This window comes from Sphingomonas swuensis (genome assembly GCF_039538045.1).
Taxonomy (GTDB): domain Bacteria; phylum Pseudomonadota; class Alphaproteobacteria; order Sphingomonadales; family Sphingomonadaceae; genus Sphingomicrobium; species Sphingomicrobium swuense.
On sequence record NZ_BAABBQ010000001.1, the window covers coordinates 579,165 to 595,021 of the forward strand.

Sequence of the window (15,857 nt, forward strand, 5' to 3'; positions counted from 1 at the left end):
CCCTCCGGGCACGTTTCGTCCGAAAAGATGCAGGTTCGTTAACTTTTCCGCTTGTGCGGATAGGTCCGGTGAATCATAGATTCAGGCTACGAAATTCAACGCGTACAAGGCATTCGGGGGAGCAAGCGGCATGAGCATCGATTTCGTCCGTCCGGCGGTTGACGAGCTGAAGCCGAGGATCACCGTCATCGGCGTCGGTGGTGCAGGCGGAAACGCCATCGCCAACATGATTCGCGCCGATGTTCAGGGTGTCGACTTCGCGGTCGCCAACACCGACGCGCAGGCGCTCAACGCGAGCCTCGCCGATCGGCGAATCCAGCTCGGTCACAAGATCACCCAGGGCCTTGGCGCCGGGGCCCGTCCGGAAATCGGCCGTGCCGCCGCGGAAGAGGCGATGGAAGAGATCGAGCGCGCGCTCGAGGGCGCGCACATGTGCTTCATCGCCGCCGGCATGGGTGGCGGCACCGGCACCGGTGCCGCTCCGGTGATGGCCAAGGTCGCTCGCGACAAGGGCATCCTGACCGTCGGCGTGGTGACCAAGCCGTTCGCCTTCGAGGGCAGCCGCCGGACCCGCGCCGCCGAGGCCGGGATCGCCGAGCTCCAGCAGCACGTCGACACGCTGATCGTCATCCCCAACCAGAACCTGTTCCGCCTCGCCAACTCGGACACGACCTTCAAGGAAGCGTTCCAGATGGCGGACGAGGTCCTCCAGCAGGGCGTCCGCGGGATCACCGACCTGATGGTCATGCCCGGCCTCATCAACCTCGACTTCGCCGACGTCCGCTCGGTGATGGGCGAGATGGGCAAGGCGATGATGGGCACCGGCGAGGCGTCGGGCGACAACCGAGCGATCGAGGCGGCCGAGAAGGCGATCTCGAACCCGCTGCTCGACGGCGTCTCGATGAAGGGCGCCAAGGGCGTCATCATCTCGATCACCGGCGGCGAGGATATGCGCCTGATGGAGGTCGACGAGGCCGCCAGCCACATCAAGGAGCTGGTCGACCCCGACGCCAACATCATCTGGGGTTCGGCGTTCAACAACGACCTCGACGGCAAGATCCGCGTCTCGGTCGTTGCCACCGGCATCGAAGCCGAAGAAGCGACCCGGCCGACCACCAGCACCGCGACGACCACCAGCGCCGCGCCGAGCAAGGTGTTCACCTTCCCGGGCCGCGCCACTGCCGCTCCGGCCGCCGTCATCTCGGCCGCTCCGGCACCGACTCCCGCTCCCGCCCCGCTCGACCTCACCGATGAGGGAAGCGACGAACTGCTGCTCGACAGCGAGGACATCCTGACCACCCCGGTCGGGACGCCGCCGATCCCGGCTCCGCGCGACGAGGAGCCGGCGCCCGCGCCCAAGCTCCAGACCGCCGCGAGCGGGACCCTGTTCGAGCGGATGAGCAGCATGGCGCGCGGTGCCGGCAAGGTCGAGGAAGAGGCCGCGCCGAGCCTCCGCCGCGAGCCGCTCGACATTCCGCGGTTCCTCAACCGCCAGAACAACCAGTAATCCTCTTCACGGGGGTGGCCGCCTGGCGGCCGGCGAGGGGTCTCGGCGACATGCCGGGACCCCTTTGTCATGGGCGCGACCCCTCTCGGGCGGAGTGTCGGCGGTCGCGGCTCGACTCGTCGGCTCCCGCCAACGCCCTGCCGCTTGTCCGGCTTCCCGTCAGCACCCGCTCAGCTAGACCCCGGCACGGGATGGGGATGCGATCGACATGGATCTTGGCCGCTGCAGCGCTGCTGCCTGCGCCGGCCGCGGCACAATATATCGGCGGTCGAGCGCCGCTGCCTCCGGCGGCGCCGCCGGCCGGTACGCTGGAGAGCCCGGAGGCGGCGCTGGCGCGCAACGTCCGCCTGCTCGCCATCAACCCGCGCGACTATAATGCCCTGCTCGGTGCCGGCCGTGCCGCGATCCGGCTCGGCGATCCACAGGCCGCGATCGGCTTCTTCGGCCGCGCCGAGGAAGTGAACAGCGCGCACTGGGCACCCAAGGCCGGGCAGGGATCGGCGCTCGCGCAGATGGGCGAGGGGACCGCCGCGCTCGGCATGTTCGAGCAGGCTCAACGGCTCGGCGCGGTCCAGGCACTGGTCGCGCTCGACCGCGGCCTCGCCTTCGACCTCCTCGGTCGCCAGGCGGAGGCGCAGAGCGATTACCGGGCGGTGCTGAGCGGACCCGACGAGGCCGAGGCCCGCCGGCGGCTCGCGCTCAGCCTCGCCATCTCGGGCCGCAAGGCGGAGGCACTGGCCGCGCTCGACCCGCTGCTCGCCCGGCGCGATGCCGGCGCGCGTCGTGCCCGTGCCTTCATCCTCGCGCTCGGCGGGGACATCGACGGTGCGCGCCAGGCGATCACCCTCATCATGCCGGGCGTCGGCCTCGGCTTCGACCCGTTCCTTCGGCGCCTGCCGACGCTTGGGCCGGGGCAAAAGGCCGCCGCGGTGCATCTCGGCATGATGCCGGCCGAGGGGGCGGCGCTGGCTGCCCTCGATCCGCCCGCCGAGCCGAGGCAGGCCGAGCCCCGCCCGGCTCCGGTGCGGGTGGCCCGCACGCGGCCCGCGCCCGTCCGGGTGGCGGAGACCGCGCCGGTCCGGACCGCCTCCATCGTCACGCCCGCGCCTGAGCCGGCCGCGAGCACCACCACGCGCCTCGCCGATATCGAGGCGACCCTCACCAGCCTTCCGGCCCCACTCCCGCCGCCGCCTCCAGCACCCAAGCCGATCGTCGAGAAGCCGAAGGCCAAGGCCAAGCCCGCGCCCGAGCGGCGGCTCGCCAGTCGCCCCGAAAGCGAGGAGCTCGACGCCCCCGAGAAGCCCGCTGCCAAGGCCAAGGCGAGCGACAGGAAGCCGGTGAAGCTCGCCGCCGCCGACAAGGCCGCGAAGGTCGATCCCAAGGCCAGGAACGACAAGTCGAAGACCGACAAGGCCAAGGCCGACGAGGAGAAGCCGGCCAAGGCGACCGCGTCGGGATCGCGCATCTACGTCCAGCTCGCCGGCGGCGCGAACGCCGACCGCATGGGCCGCGAGTATGACCGCATTCGCAAGACCAAGTCGTCACTGTTCCGCTCGCGCGCGCCGCTGGTCAGCGAGGTCCGCGGCTGGTCGCGCCTGCTGGTCGGCCCGTTCAAGGACTCGGACGAGGCGCAGGAGTTCGTCAACGACCTCCATGCCGCCAAGCTCGAGGGCTTCGTCTGGACCGCACCGTCCGGAACCAGGTTCGAGAAGCTGGCCGCCAAGTGACCTTGCCCGGGGGGATCGCCGCGCGGCCCGCGGAGAGCCGCGGGCGGCTCCATGCCGAGCCTGATCTCGGTCCGCGCGGGCCCCGCGATGCCTTCCAGCGCGACCGCGACCGGATCGTCCACTCGGTCGCCTTCCGTCGCCTCCGCCACAAGACCCAGGTGTTCGTCGCCCCCGACGGCGATCATTACCGGGTGCGGCTGACCCATTCGATCGAGGTCGCCCAGATCGGGCGGACCATCGCCCGCGCGCTTGGCCTTAACGAGGATCTGACAGAAGCGCTGTGCCTCGCCCACGACCTTGGCCATCCGCCGTTCGGCCATGCCGGCGAGGACGCGCTCGACGAGGCGCTGACGGCGCATGGCGGGTTTGACCACAATGGGCACACGCTTCGGCTCGTCACCTGCCTGGAGACTCCATACCCGCATTTCGACGGGCTCAACCTCAGCTGGGAGACGCTCGAGGGACTGGCCAAGCACAACGGTCCGGTCGCGAAGCCCGAGTGGGCGCTGGCCGAGGTCGATGCGCTGCTCGGCCTCGAGCTCGACACCTGGCCGACGCTCGAGGCGCAGGTGGCGGCGCTCGCCGACGACATCGCCTACGACAATCATGACATCGACGACGGCCTTCGCGCCGGGGTGCTCCCGCTCGACCTGCTGCTCGACCAGCCCTTTGTGGCGCGCCACTGGCAGGCGATCGAAGAGCGCTGGCCCGACCTCCCGCTCGAGCGCAAGGTCAAGGCGCTGGTCCGCGACCAGATCGGGACCATGGTCGGCGACCTGATCGCCGAGACCCGCCGCCGGGTCGCCGAAGCGGGCGCCGAGACGACCGCCGACGTGCGCGGCGCCGGGCTCGCGCTGGCAGGCTTCTCGGAGGCGCTCGGGGGCGAGGAAAGGGCGCTCAAGCGCTGCCTTTACGCCAACCTCTACAACGCGCCGCCGTTGCAGCCTGTCCGTCGCGAGGCGCAGCGGGTGGTGACCAACCTTGCCAACGCCTATCTCGACGACCCGCGACTTCTGCCCGACGCCTGGCACCGCGGCGACGATCCCCGTGCCGTGGCGCGCAACGTCGCCGACTATGTCGCGGGCATGACCGATCCCTTCGCGATCAAGCGCCACGAGGCACTCGTCGGCGCGGTCGAGTTACCCGAGAAATTCTGATAGTCTGGCGCCTCATCCCGCGGGAGAGCGCGCCATGACGATCGCGATGATCGGTGCCACCGGCCTTGTCGGAGGATGGTTGTGGCCGCTCCTCGAGCGGCGAGGGGCGTTGTTGGTTCTTGGCCGGCGGCCGAGCGGCGCGGCGCGAGAGAAGCTTGGTCCGATGGAGGAATGGCCCGCTCTTCTCAAGGGCGAGCGGATCGACGTCGGGATCTCGACCCTGGGTTCGACCCGCAAGTCGGCGGGCAGCTGGGCGGCGTTCGAGGCGGTCGACCGCCACGCCGTCGTCGCCTTCGCCAAGGCTTGCCGAAAGGCCGGCGCACGGCAGTTCCTCCTGGTTTCGTCGAGCGGCGCCGACTTCGGCAGCCGCAACGACTATCTCCGGCTCAAGGGCGAGGTCGAGCAGGCAGTGACCGCGTTGGGCTTCGAGCGGGTGGACGTGCTTCGGCCCGGGCTGCTGCTCGGCGAACGGGCCGAGCGGCGCACCGCCGAGGGCCTCGCGCAGGCCGCCGCGCCCTTGCTCAACCTGCTCTTACGCGGAGGGCTGGAGCGCTATGCCGCCATCGAGGCAGAGACCGTGGCGCGCGCGATGGCCGCTCTTGCCGGGCGCCCCGGCACCGGGCTGTTCGTTCACCACAATCGCGAGATCAGGGCGCTGGCCTGACCTGTTCCCCGGCTCGCGCCGGGGAACAGGGGTAGAGGCTCAGCCGAAGGTGCGCGACCACCAGCCCTTGCGGGCAGGCTGCGAGGCATCGTCGCCGGCGCTTTCGGCCGGAGCCGGAGCCGCCGTGACCGGAGCACTTTCGGCCGGGGCAGGCTCGGCCTCGGCCAGTGCGAGCTGCGGCTCGGACGCGGTCTCGGCGACGGGCTCGGCGACCTTCTTGGCGCGCGAGCGGCGCTTCGGCTTGGGCTTCTCCTCGGCCACTGCCGAATCCTCGGCGGCGGTTTCGACCGGGGCTTCGGGGGCAAGTGCCTCGATGACAGGAGCCGCCTCGGACGCCTCGGCCGCGACCGGCTCGGCCTTGCGGGCCCGCGGGCGACGGCGCGCCTTGGGCTTTTCCTCGGCTTCGGGCTCGGCGACAGGTTCGGGCTGCGGCTCGACCGGAGCCTCGACCGTCTCGGGCGCAGGGTCCTCGCTCGGCACCGGCTCGACCATCGGGGCCTCGCCGGCATCGGGGGTCAGCTCCTCGCCGCCTTCCTCGCCGGGACGGCCACGTCCACCCCTGCGGCGACCGCCGCGGCGTCCGCGCCGCTTGCGCGGCTCGTCCTCGCCACCCTCGGCGCCGGGAGCATGCTCCTCCTCGCCCTCGGGCTGGTCGTCGTTGGCGACCTCGGTCTCGTCCGATTCCTCGGCCTCACCGCGTGGCTCGAACTCGCCCGGCTCGCCGGCCTCGCCGTCACGGCGGCGATTGCGGCCACCACGGCGGCGGCGGCGGCGGCGGCGACCATTGCGGTCGTCACCCTCGCCATCGCGTTCGCCGCGCGACGAACGCTCGTCCTCGCCTTCGCCCTCTTCCTCGTCGGTGAAGTCCTCGGCGAACTCCTCCTCGTCGATCTCGGGCTCGTCGTCCTGGACCTGGACCGGCGGGGCGACGGCGCGGACCGGAGCGACCGGGCGCGGGCCCGAGCTCTCGACCGCCATGCGGGCGCCTTCGAAGGTCGGGTCGACCAGCACCTCGACCGAGACGCCGTAGCGCTCCTCGATATCGGCCAGCTCGGCGCGCTTCTTGTTGAGGACGTAGATCGCCGCTTCGGCGCCCGCCCGCAGGCAGACCTTCTCGCCGCGGCCGCGGGTGGCCTCGTCCTCGATCATCCGGAGTGCGCTGAGGCCCGCCGAGGAGGCGGTGCGCATCAGGCCGGTGCCCTCGCAATGCGGGCACGCCTTGGTCGAGGCCTCGAGCACGCCGGTGCGCAGCCGCTGGCGGCTCATCTCCATCAGCCCGAAGCTCGAGATGCGGCCGACCTGGATGCGGGCGCGATCGTTCTTGAGCGCTTCCTTCATCGCCTTCTCGACCTTCCGGACATGGCTGTTCTGTTCCATGTCGATGAAGTCGATGACGACGAGGCCGGCCATGTCGCGCAGCCTCAGCTGGCGGGCGATCTCCTGCGCCGCCTCGAGGTTGGTCGCATAGGCGGTCTGCTCGATATTGTGCTCGCGGGTCGAGCGGCCCGAGTTGATGTCGATCGAGACCAGCGCCTCGGTCGGGTTGATGACGATGTAGCCGCCGCTCTTCAGCTGGACGAGCGGCTGGTACATGGCGCCAAGCTGGTCCTCGACGCCGTAGCGCTGGAACAGCGGCGTCGCCTCATGGTGCGACTGCACCTTCTTGACGTGGCTTGGCATTAGCAGCTTCATGAAGCCGCGCGCCGCCTTGTAGCCATCCTCGCCCTCGACCAGGACCTCGTCGATGTCCTTATGGTAGAGGTCGCGGATCGCCCGCTTCACTAGGTCGCTGTCGCGATAGATGAGCGCCGGTGCGGAGGAGGAGAGGGTGCGTTCGCGCACCTCGTCCCACAGCCGGGCGAGATAGTCGAAGTCGCGCTTGATCTCGACCTTGGTCCGCTCGAGCCCGGCGGTGCGGACGATCAGTCCCATGGTGCCCGGAAGCTTGAGGTCGGAGATGATCGACTTCAGCCGCTTGCGGTCGGCGCCGTTGGAAATCTTCCGGCTGATTCCGCCGCCATGCGACGTGTTGGGCATCAGCACGCAATAGCGGCCGGCAAGGCTGAGGTAGGTGGTCAGCGCCGCGCCCTTGTTGCCGCGCTCTTCCTTGACGACCTGGACCAGCAGCACCTGGCGGCGCTGGATGACGTCCTGGATCTTGTAGCGGCGGCGCAGGTTCAGGCGCTTGCGACGAACCTCGTCGGCGGCCTCGTCCTTGTGGCTGCGACGACCGCGCGGTGCCCGCTCGCCTTCCTCGGGATCGCCCTGGCTGTCACCGGGGTCCTGCTCGTCCTCGGGCTCCTCGGGACGGTCGTCATGACCATCGTCCTCGTGGTGCGGGTCGAGCGGACCGTCGTCCTCGTCATGTTCGTCGGCTTCGGAGCGCAGCCGCTCTTCCTCGGCGGCATGCTCGGCCTCTTCGCGGAGCAGGGCCTCGCGATCGGATTTCGGAATCTGATAATAGTCGGGATGGATTTCGCTGAAGGCGAGGAAGCCGTGGCGATTTCCGCCATAATCGACGAACGCCGCCTGGAGCGACGGTTCGACTCGGGTCACCTTGGCGAGATAGATATTACCCTTGAGCTGCTTGTGCTCGGCGGATTCGAAGTCAAACTCCTCGATCCGGTTCCCCTGGACGACGGCGACCCGAGTTTCCTCCGGGTGGCGCGCGTCGATCAGCATGCGCGTGGTCATTGAATAGTCTCCGGGCGCGCGCCCTGAACAGGGTCAGGCGGCGCGCGCGTGTTTGTGCCATCGCGGGCGCCTTCACGCCGGCGGGAATGGCAATAAAAGGGGATGCATCTGCTGATCGAGGCTCCCCGGCAGTCACCGGGAAACGCGCGTCGCTGCTCTCATCGGCAGCGGGTAATGGCGCGTTCTTGAACTTCATGGATCAGCGTCAACCTGTACGACGCCGGTTGTGTCGCCCTGTCTTCGACGCCCCCGGCCTTGATCCGCGGGCCTCGGAAAACCGAGCCGCGAACGAAGCAGCCGTAGCAGCCTCCTTGTTCCCCTGCAACGGCACGCTAGGGTCGCGCCATGCCGAACCGCACTTCTGCCCGACTGCTGCTCCTTGCGACGGGCGGCCTGCTCCTCGCCGGGGCGGCCTATGTGGCGCTCGGGCGCGGTCCGTTGCGGGCCGCCGCGAGCGAGGCCGTGGCGGGTGAAGCCCGCGAAGGCGGGCTCAGCACCGCCTTGCCGCCGACCGTCGCCAACGTCCGGATCATCGAGGCGCGGGCACCGGGCCGCCCTCTGGTGGTGATCGATCCCGGTCACGGCGGGCGCGATCCCGGCGCGAGCGGGGTGGTCGACGGAATCCGCGAGAAGGACGTCACGCTGCTCATCGCCGGAGAACTGCGCGACCGCCTTGCCGAACGCGGACGGGTGAGGGTCGCGCTGACCCGCGACGGGGATGCGACGCTGACGCTCGACGACCGCGCCGCGATCGCTCGTCGCCTCGGAGCCGACCTGTTCCTCGCGATCCACGCCGACAGCGCCAACAACCCGCAGGCGCGCGGCGCGACGGCCTATTCTCTGTCCGAGGTCGCAAGCGACGGCGGCGCCGCGCTGCTCGCCGCGCGCCAGAATGGCGAGGAAGCGGTCTCGAGCGAATCCGACGGGTCGGTCCGGGCGCTGCTCGCCGATGTCGCGACCCGCGACGAGATGGCGGCAGGGGCCGACTTCGCGCTCCGCCTCGTCAAGGAAGCCAGGGACCAGGTCCCGCTTCGACCCGAACCGCACCGCTTCGCCGCCTTCCGCGTGCTCCGCCGCTCGGAGGCGGCCGCGGTGCTGTTCGAGGCCGGCTACCTCAGCAATGCCGAGGATGAAGCGATGCTGCTCGATCCCGTCCGTCGCCGGCAGATCGTCGAGGCCCTGGCCCGGACCATCGAAGCCGAGGCGGTTCGCGCCCGCTAGCCCCGAACTTCGGCTTTCCCCCGCTCGTCCGACGGGGTAGAGCGCTCGCCCATGGACGCTGTCGCGACCCCGCCTGCCCCGGTCTGGTTCGACCGTCACACCCGCACCGCCGACCGCCTGCGCTCGGCCTGGCGCGAGCGGCGCTGGCTGCGCTGGCTGAGCTATCTGGTCGCCTCGGGCTACGCCTTCTTCATCCTCATCTGGCTGGTGTTCGCCGCTGGGCTTCCGAGCCAGGAGACGTTGCTCGCCTACCAGCCCTCGCTGCCGAGCAACATCCGCGGGTTCGATGGGCAGCCCGTCGGCACCTTCGCCCGCGAGCGGCGGGTCGAGCTCGACTATGACGAATATCCGCCGCTGGTGGTCCAGGCCTTCATCTCGGCCGAGGACAAGACCTTCTTCGAGCATGGCGGGATCGACTATCCGGGCCTGGTCGGCGCGGTCGGCGACTTCGCGCTGAAGAAGGCGACCGGGGGCGCGCGGGCGCGCGGCGGCTCGACCATCACCCAGCAGGTGGCCAAGGCGCTGCTCCAGGATTCGAGCTACAACGTCACCCGCAAGATCCGCGAGGCGATCCTCGCCTTCCGGCTCGAGAACACGCTCACCAAGCAGCAGATTCTCGAACTCTACTTCAACCAGATCTTCCTCGGCCGGAACGCCTATGGCGTGCAGGCGGCGGCGCGGGCCTATTTCGACAAGGACGTCGCCGACCTGACCATCCCCGAGGCGGCCTATCTCGCCGTCCTTCCCAAGGCGCCGTCGAACTACGATCCCGTCCGCGCCACCCAGCGCGCGCTCGACCGCCGCAACTATGTGCTGCGCGAGATGGTCAGCAACGGCTACATCAGCGAGGCGCAGCGTGCCGCCGCCGCCGCCGCTCCGCTTGGCACCATCGGCTACGGCACCAACGCCAAGTTCCGGGAGGTCGGTGGCTACTTCACCGAGGAAGTCCGCCGCGAGCTGATCCGGCGCTACGGCGAGGATGCCAAGAACGGCCCCAACAGCGTCTACGCCGGCGGACTGTGGGTGCGGACCTCGATGAACCCGGTGATGCAGGACGCCGCGGCCGAGGCGCTCCGCGAAGGCCTCGCGCGCTTCGATGGCGGGCGCGGCTGGCGCGATACCGACCTCAGCATCGACGTCTCGGGCGACAGCTGGGCCGGGGCGCTCGATCGGACCCCGCTCGGCACCGGCTTCCCCGACTGGCGCAAGGCCGTGGTTCTCGACAAGAGCGGTTCGAGCGCCCGGATCGGCTTTACCGACGGCTCCACCGGAACGCTTCCGTCGGGCAATGCCACCATGCCGCGGCGGGGCGGAGGCGGCACCGCCTTCTCCAACCTTCGCGAAGGCATGGTCATCATCGTCAAGCAGGTCGCCGGGGACACCTACGCGATCCGCTCCATCCCCGAGATCGGCGGCGGCTTCGTCGCGCAGGAAGTGCGCTCGGGCCGGGTGCTGGCGATGCAGGGCGGGTTCGACGCGATCGGCGCCAGCTTCAACCGTGCCACCCAGGCGCAGCGCCAGCCGGGCTCCACCTTCAAGCCGATTGTCTACTATACCGCGCTTGCCAACGGGATGACCCCGGCCTCGATCATCCCCGATGCGCCCTTCTGCGTCTGGCAGGGTGCCGGCCTCGGCAACAAGTGCTTCCGCAACTTCGACGGCGGCTATGCAGGGCCCAAGACGATGCGCTGGGCGGTCGAGCAGTCGCGCAACCTCATCACCGTGCGCACCGCCTCGCAGACCGGAATGGCCAAGGTCACCGATACCGCGCGGAGGCTCGGCGTCGGCGACTATCCCAACTTCCTGTCGATGGCCTTGGGCGCCGGCGATACGACGGTGATGAAGCTGACCAACGCCTATGCGATCCTCGCCAACCATGGCCGGGCGGTCAGCCCGACCCTCATCGACTACATCCAAGACCGCAACGGCAAGGTCATCTTCCGGACCGACAATCGCTGCGGCGTGATGGACGGGCGCTGCAACGCCGCCGACTGGGACGGACGCGCGATGCCGCGCCCGCCGAGCCGCTCGCGCCAGCTGCTCGACCCGCAGGCAAGCTTCCAGATGGTCCACATCATGACCGGCGTGATCGAGCGCGGCACCGCGACCGTCCTCCGCGACCTCAATCGCCCGCTGTTCGGCAAGACCGGAACGACCTCGGGGCCGACCAACGTGTGGTTCATCGGCGGCACGCCCGACGTCGTCGCCGGGGTCTACATGGGCTACGACCAGCCGCGTTCGCTCGGTGGCGGAGCGCAGGGCGGACGGATCGCCGCGCCGATCTTCAAGCAATGGGCGCAGGTCGCGTTCAAGGACGTGCCGCCGACGCCGTTCATCGCGCCCGAGGGCATCCGCATGGTCCGGATCGACCGCGCCACCGGTCGCCGGGTGTTCGGGACCTTCCCGGTCCGCGAGGATCCCAAGTCGGCGGTGATCTGGGAAGCCTTCCAGCCCGAGACCGAGCCGCGCCGGACCATCCGCCGCTCGCCCACCGTGCTCGCCGCGGCCGAGGCGCCGACCGTGCGCCGCCGGCCCGCCGCTACCCCGCGTTCACGCCCCCGCGCCGACGCGCCCGCCCAGGCGACGCCGCCGGCAGACGACTTCTTGGCAAGGCAGGGCGGAATCTACTAGGAGCGCCTGGTCCGTTCGTCCCGAGCGAAGTCGAGGGACGCCGGCTCGGACGGTGCCTCGACCTCGCTCGGCACGAACGGTGTTGAAGTGAAGGAACCCAAGATGCGCGCCGAAGCGCAGGCTCATATCGACCAGATCAACGCCGCCACCGCGCTTCTCCGCCGGTTCCTCGACTGGGACCGCGCGCTGATGCGGCTCGACGAGCTCAACGGCAAGGTCGAGGATCCCACGCTGTGGGACAATCCCAAGGGCGCACAGGAAGTGATGCGCGAGCGCCGCCGGCTCGAGGAGGCGGTCACCGCGACCCGCAAGATCGAGACCGAGCTTACCGACACGGTCGAGCTGATCGAGATGGCCGAGGCCGAGGGCGACGACGGGCTGGTCGACGACGGGGTCAAGGCGCTCGCCGAGCTCGCCGAGCGGGCCGAGCGCGACAAGGTCGCGGCACTGCTCGCGGGCGAGGCGGACGCCAACAACAGCTATGTCGAGGTCAACTCGGGTGCCGGCGGGACCGAAAGCCAGGACTGGGCGGGCATGCTCCAGCGGATGTATTCGCGCTGGGCCGAGCGCCACAAGATGAAGGTCGAGCTGGTCGACTTCCACGCCGGCGAGCAGGCCGGGATCAAGTCGGCGACGCTGCTGATCAAGGGCGAGAATGCCTATGGCAACCTCAAGGTCGAGAGCGGGGTTCACCGCCTCGTCCGGATCAGCCCCTACGACAGCTCGGCGCGGCGCCACACCAGCTTCGCCTCGGTCTGGGTCTATCCCGAGGTCGACGACGACATCGACATCGAGGTCAACGAGGGCGACCTCAAGATCGACACCTACCGCGCGTCGGGCGCGGGCGGGCAGCACGTCAACACCACCGACAGCGCGGTCCGCATTACCCACTTGCCGACCAACATCGTCGTCCAGTGCCAGAACCAGCGTTCGCAGCACAAGAACAAGGCCGAGGCGATGAAGCAGCTCAAGGCCCGGCTCTACGAGGCCGAGCTGCAGCGCCGCGAGGCGGAGGTCAACAAGACCGAGGCGGCCAAGACCGACATCGGCTGGGGCCACCAGATCCGCTCCTACGTGCTTCAGCCCTACCAGCTGGTGAAGGACCTGCGCACGGGCGTCACCTCGACCGCGCCGGGCGACGTGCTCGACGGCGAGCTCGACCGCTTCATGGCCGCGGCGCTGAGCCAGCGGGTGACCGGCGAGAAGGTCGTGGTCGAGGATGTCGACTAGGATGCGGCTGCTGGGCCTCGCCACCCTGGTGCTGCTGACCGGCTGCCGGGCCGAGCCCGACGTCGCGGCCTTCCCCAAGGCGGGGCGCGACGCCGCGCCGATCGTGTCCGACGCCTATTCGACCGAGGACGTCCGCGACCGGGTCGGCGAGTTCGAGGCGGTGGTCGCGGCGGCGGGGGTCAAGCCGGGGATGTCGGTCGCCGACATCAGCGCGGGCGAGGGCTATTACACCGTCCGCCTGGCGCCGCTGGTCGGGGCCAAGGGGCGGGTGCTGGCGCAGGACATCGTGCCCGAGGTCCGCGACCGGCTGGCGCAGCGGGTACAGCGCGAGGGGCTCGACAATGTCGCGGTCCGGCTCGGCCTGCCCGACGATCCCAAGCTTCCGCCGGCCAGCCTCGACCGGATCTTCCTGGTGCACATGTACCATGAGGTGACCGATCCCTATGCCTTCCTGTGGCACCTGACCGGCGGTCTCAAGGCAGGCGGCGAGGTGATCGTGGTCGACGCCGACCGGCCGGTGAAGCGTCACGGGATCCCGCCGGCGCAGCTCAAGTGCGAGCTTGCCGGGGTCGGACTGACGCTCGACCGCTTCCAGCGGATGCCGGGCGGGGACAGCTATTTCGCGGCCTTCCGGGCGAGCGGGCCGCGGCCCGCGCCGGGCGCGATCAAGCCGTGCCGTGAGCCGGCGGCGCCATGACCCTCCCGTTCGACGACTTCCTCAAGGTCGAGATCCGCGCGGGGACGGTGATCGCGGCCGAGCCCTTTCCGGAGGCGCGCAAGCCGGCGATCAAGCTGACCATCGACTTCGGACCCGAGCTCGGAGTGAAGCGGAGCTCGGCTCAGATCACCGCGCTGTACGAGCCGGCCGAGCTCATCGGGCGGCAGGTGATGGCGGTGACCAACTTCGCGCCGCGCCAGATCGGGCCGTTCATGAGCGAGGTGCTGGTGCTTGGCGCGAGCGACGGGGAAGGGCGGATCAGCCTGCTCGCTCCCGACCATGAGGTGCCCGACGGAAGCCGGATGCACTGACCCGGGCGCGCCGGGCTAGAGCAGTCCGAGGCGGCGGAAGCTGGTGCAGTCGGGGCCGGCGAAGACCAGATGATCGAGCAGGGTGAGGTCGATCGCCTCGGCGGCGATGGCGAGGCTGCGGGTGCAGACCTTGTCCGAACGCGAGGGCAGGGCGTTGCCGCCCGGATGGTTGTGGGCGAGGACCACGCCCGCGCTGTCGAGCCTGATGGCATCGCCGATGATCGAGCGGACCGGCATGTCGTCCTGGTCGAGGCTGCCGTCGTAGCTGGCGAGGTGGATGCAGCGCGCCTCCTCGTCGACATGGGCGACCCACAGCCGTTCGGACGACTGGCCGTGGAAGCAGGGGGCGAAGAAGGACCGGCTCGCCTCGACGCCGGTGAGTGCAACAGGAGATTCGGCACGCTGAAGCATGAGGCATGGTTACCGTTCGCGGCCGGGCGATGCCTAGCGAAGTCGGGTCCGCTCTGATGCGATCGGCGGGGAGTTTGGTCGGTTTTGGAGCAAGATCGCTGGGCCCCGCTTTCGCAGGGGAACGGTCTCGCTTGGGACGATGGGAGCGGCTAGGCTGGCCCGCATGCAGGCCTATCACGAGCTCATGGCGCGGATCCTCGACGAGGGGGTGCCGCAGGAGGACCGGACCGGGACGGGGACTCTGTCGCTGTTCGGGGCGCAGATGCGATTCGACCTTCGCGACGGCTTCCCGCTGGTCACCACCAAGAAGCTGCACCTGCGCTCGATCATCGTCGAGCTTCTGTGGTTCCTCAACGGCGACACCAACGTCCGCTGGCTGCAGGAGCGCAAGGTCAGCATCTGGGACGAATGGGCCGACGAGAATGGCGACCTAGGGCCCGTCTACGGCAAGCAGTGGCGCGACTGGGAGAGTGCCGACGGGCGCCACATCGACCAGATCCGCGAACTGGTCGCGCTGATCCGCAAGGATCCGGCGAGCCGGCGGCAGATCGTCACCGCCTGGAACCCCGGCGAGCTCGGTCGGATGGCGCTGGCGCCCTGCCACTGCCTGTTCCAGACCCAGGTCGCGGCGGGGCGGCTCAACCTCCAGCTCTACCAGCGGAGCGCCGACTTCTTCCTCGGGGTGCCGTTCAACATCGCTTCCTACGCACTGCTGACCCACATGCTGGCGCGCGAGTGCGGGCTCGAGCCGGGGGTGTTCGTGTGGACCGGCGGCGACGTCCACCTCTATTCCAACCATCTCGACCAGGCTCGGCTGCAGCTCGGCCGCGAGGTTCGGGCGCTGCCCAGGCTGACCATCCGCGACCGCGGGCAGGACCTGTTCGGCTACGAGCTCGAGGACTTCGTCATCGAGGACTACGATCCCCATCCCCACATCGCCGCCCCGGTCGCGATCTGAGGGGTCGCCCGGAGCGGGCGACCCGGCCGAAGTTACCCTTGTTACCCTGGTGAGCAGGTTCTCGTCGCTAACCGGCGGCGCGTCCTCGTCATTGTCGTTCGCGGCGGCCGCGGGCGGGAGCGTCGGGGCGGCGTCGCGGTCCTGTCGGTCGAGCCAGCGGAGGCGCTCGCCGACCGGCGCATAATTGGCGGGATCGCGGACCCGAAGCAGATACATGCCGAGCCGGTCATGGTGCTGGATCCGGGTCGCGACGACCTCGCCCTTGTAGACGATTGGCTGCTCGGTCCCGTGGATCGCGCGGTCGAACAAGGTGTCGGCAAGGATCGCGGTGGTTTCGCGCAGAGCCTCGTCATAGGCGGCGCGGAAGGCGGGCGCACGAAGCCGCAGCTTGCGTGCGGAGTGGCGGGTCAGGCCGACCGCCTGCGCGGCATTGGTGACCGAACCATGCTCGGCGAGAAGGTCGAGGAAGCGAACCCGCCGCTCGGCGGTCCAGCCATCGGCGCGGTGGAGTTCGGGCGCCTCGGCGATGACGTCGGCGTAGGAAGGTTCGTCGCGATCGGGTGAGTCCATCGCGAGGATAGAACAAACGAAGTCCTACTTATCAAGTAGGTACCGCGGGACGCCGCCT

Annotated in this window: 13 protein-coding genes; 11 read left to right on the forward strand and 2 right to left on the reverse strand. The window is 69.8% G+C overall.

Translation table 11 applies throughout. The features are described from left to right. Positions 1-130 precede the first annotated feature (130 nt). The 4 genes from ftsZ to ABD727_RS02950 all read left to right on the forward strand — a co-directional run bounded on the left by ftsZ (position 131) and on the right by ABD727_RS02950 (position 5,055). The gene (gene ftsZ, locus ABD727_RS02935; RefSeq protein ID WP_344705892.1) at positions 131-1,507 is read left to right on the forward strand and encodes a cell division protein FtsZ; all 1,377 of its coding nucleotides are present in this window, start codon (positions 131-133) and stop codon (positions 1,505-1,507) included. A gap of 215 nt (positions 1,508-1,722) precedes the next feature. Next, positions 1,723-3,234, forward strand: coding sequence for an SPOR domain-containing protein (locus tag ABD727_RS02940; protein WP_344705893.1), 1,512 nt, complete (start codon positions 1,723-1,725; stop codon positions 3,232-3,234). Next, positions 3,231-4,391 (forward strand): deoxyguanosinetriphosphate triphosphohydrolase, encoded by a 1,161-nt coding sequence (locus ABD727_RS02945; protein ID WP_344705894.1) that lies wholly within the window; start codon positions 3,231-3,233, stop codon positions 4,389-4,391. The genes ABD727_RS02940 and ABD727_RS02945 overlap by 4 nt, the downstream gene beginning before the upstream one ends. Positions 4,392-4,425: 34 nt before the next feature. Then, a complete protein-coding gene (locus tag ABD727_RS02950) occupies positions 4,426-5,055 on the forward strand; it encodes an NAD-dependent epimerase/dehydratase family protein (protein WP_344705895.1) in 630 nt (209 codons plus the stop codon). 39 nt (positions 5,056-5,094) lie between these two features. Here the strand turns inward: ABD727_RS02950 and ABD727_RS02955 are convergent, their stop codons facing one another. Next, on the reverse strand, positions 5,095-7,749 hold the full coding sequence (locus ABD727_RS02955) for an Rne/Rng family ribonuclease (RefSeq protein WP_344705896.1): 2,655 nt from the start codon (positions 7,747-7,749) through the stop codon (positions 5,095-5,097). Between the two features lie 345 nt (positions 7,750-8,094). Here ABD727_RS02955 and ABD727_RS02960 point away from each other — a divergent pair, with 345 nt between their 5' ends. The 5 genes from ABD727_RS02960 to ABD727_RS02980 all read left to right on the forward strand — a co-directional run bounded on the left by ABD727_RS02960 (position 8,095) and on the right by ABD727_RS02980 (position 13,860). Next, positions 8,095-8,970: an N-acetylmuramoyl-L-alanine amidase family protein gene (locus ABD727_RS02960; protein WP_344705897.1), complete on the forward strand. Its 876-nt coding sequence runs from the start codon at positions 8,095-8,097 to the stop codon at positions 8,968-8,970. Positions 8,971-9,021: 51 nt separating this feature from the next. Further along, the gene (locus tag ABD727_RS02965) at positions 9,022-11,601 is read left to right on the forward strand and encodes a penicillin-binding protein 1A (RefSeq protein WP_344705898.1); all 2,580 of its coding nucleotides are present in this window, start codon (positions 9,022-9,024) and stop codon (positions 11,599-11,601) included. Between the two features lie 102 nt (positions 11,602-11,703). Then, positions 11,704-12,831: a peptide chain release factor 2 gene (gene prfB / locus ABD727_RS02970; protein WP_344705899.1), complete on the forward strand. Its 1,128-nt coding sequence runs from the start codon at positions 11,704-11,706 to the stop codon at positions 12,829-12,831. Further along, positions 12,821-13,528 carry a methyltransferase domain-containing protein gene (locus ABD727_RS02975; RefSeq protein WP_344705900.1) on the forward strand — a complete coding sequence of 236 codons (708 nt, stop codon included), beginning with the start codon at positions 12,821-12,823 and terminating at the stop codon, positions 13,526-13,528. The genes prfB and ABD727_RS02975 overlap by 11 nt, the downstream gene beginning before the upstream one ends. Continuing rightward, a complete protein-coding gene (locus tag ABD727_RS02980) occupies positions 13,525-13,860 on the forward strand; it encodes a tRNA-binding protein (RefSeq protein ID WP_344705901.1) in 336 nt (111 codons plus the stop codon). Before ABD727_RS02975 ends, ABD727_RS02980 begins: the two co-directional genes overlap by 4 nt. Positions 13,861-13,875: 15 nt before the next feature. Here ABD727_RS02980 and ABD727_RS02985 read toward each other — a convergent pair whose 3' ends face one another. Next, positions 13,876-14,271 (reverse strand): JAB domain-containing protein, encoded by a 396-nt coding sequence (locus ABD727_RS02985; RefSeq protein WP_344705902.1) that lies wholly within the window; start codon positions 14,269-14,271, stop codon positions 13,876-13,878. Between the two features lie 163 nt (positions 14,272-14,434). Here ABD727_RS02985 and ABD727_RS02990 point away from each other — a divergent pair, with 163 nt between their 5' ends. Then, positions 14,435-15,229 (forward strand): thymidylate synthase, encoded by a 795-nt coding sequence (locus ABD727_RS02990; protein ID WP_344705903.1) that lies wholly within the window; start codon positions 14,435-14,437, stop codon positions 15,227-15,229. 228 nt (positions 15,230-15,457) lie between these two features. After that, entirely contained in the window at positions 15,458-15,793 is a 336-nt protein-coding gene (locus ABD727_RS02995; protein WP_344705904.1) for a hypothetical protein, read from the forward strand. The last annotated feature ends 64 nt before the right edge of the window (positions 15,794-15,857 follow it).

Bases quoted from the DNA above. Each gene is read 5' to 3' on its own strand.
- ftsZ (WP_344705892.1), top strand. From the start codon at position 131: ATGAGCATCGATTTCGTCCGTCCGGCGGTTGACGAGCTGAAGCCGAGG.
- ABD727_RS02950 (WP_344705895.1), top strand. From the start codon at position 4,426: ATGACGATCGCGATGATCGGTGCCACCGGCCTTGTCGGAGGATGGTTG.
- ABD727_RS02955 (WP_344705896.1), bottom strand. From the start codon at position 7,749: ATGACCACGCGCATGCTGATCGACGCGCGCCACCCGGAGGAAACTCGG.
- ABD727_RS02960 (WP_344705897.1), top strand. From the start codon at position 8,095: ATGCCGAACCGCACTTCTGCCCGACTGCTGCTCCTTGCGACGGGCGGC.
- ABD727_RS02965 (WP_344705898.1), top strand. From the start codon at position 9,022: ATGGACGCTGTCGCGACCCCGCCTGCCCCGGTCTGGTTCGACCGTCAC.
- prfB (WP_344705899.1), top strand. From the start codon at position 11,704: ATGCGCGCCGAAGCGCAGGCTCATATCGACCAGATCAACGCCGCCACC.
- ABD727_RS02975 (WP_344705900.1), top strand. From the start codon at position 12,821: ATGTCGACTAGGATGCGGCTGCTGGGCCTCGCCACCCTGGTGCTGCTG.
- ABD727_RS02980 (WP_344705901.1), top strand. From the start codon at position 13,525: ATGACCCTCCCGTTCGACGACTTCCTCAAGGTCGAGATCCGCGCGGGG.
- ABD727_RS02985 (WP_344705902.1), bottom strand. From the start codon at position 14,271: ATGCTTCAGCGTGCCGAATCTCCTGTTGCACTCACCGGCGTCGAGGCG.
- ABD727_RS02990 (WP_344705903.1), top strand. From the start codon at position 14,435: ATGCAGGCCTATCACGAGCTCATGGCGCGGATCCTCGACGAGGGGGTG.
- ABD727_RS02995 (WP_344705904.1), top strand. From the start codon at position 15,458: ATGGTGCTGGATCCGGGTCGCGACGACCTCGCCCTTGTAGACGATTGG.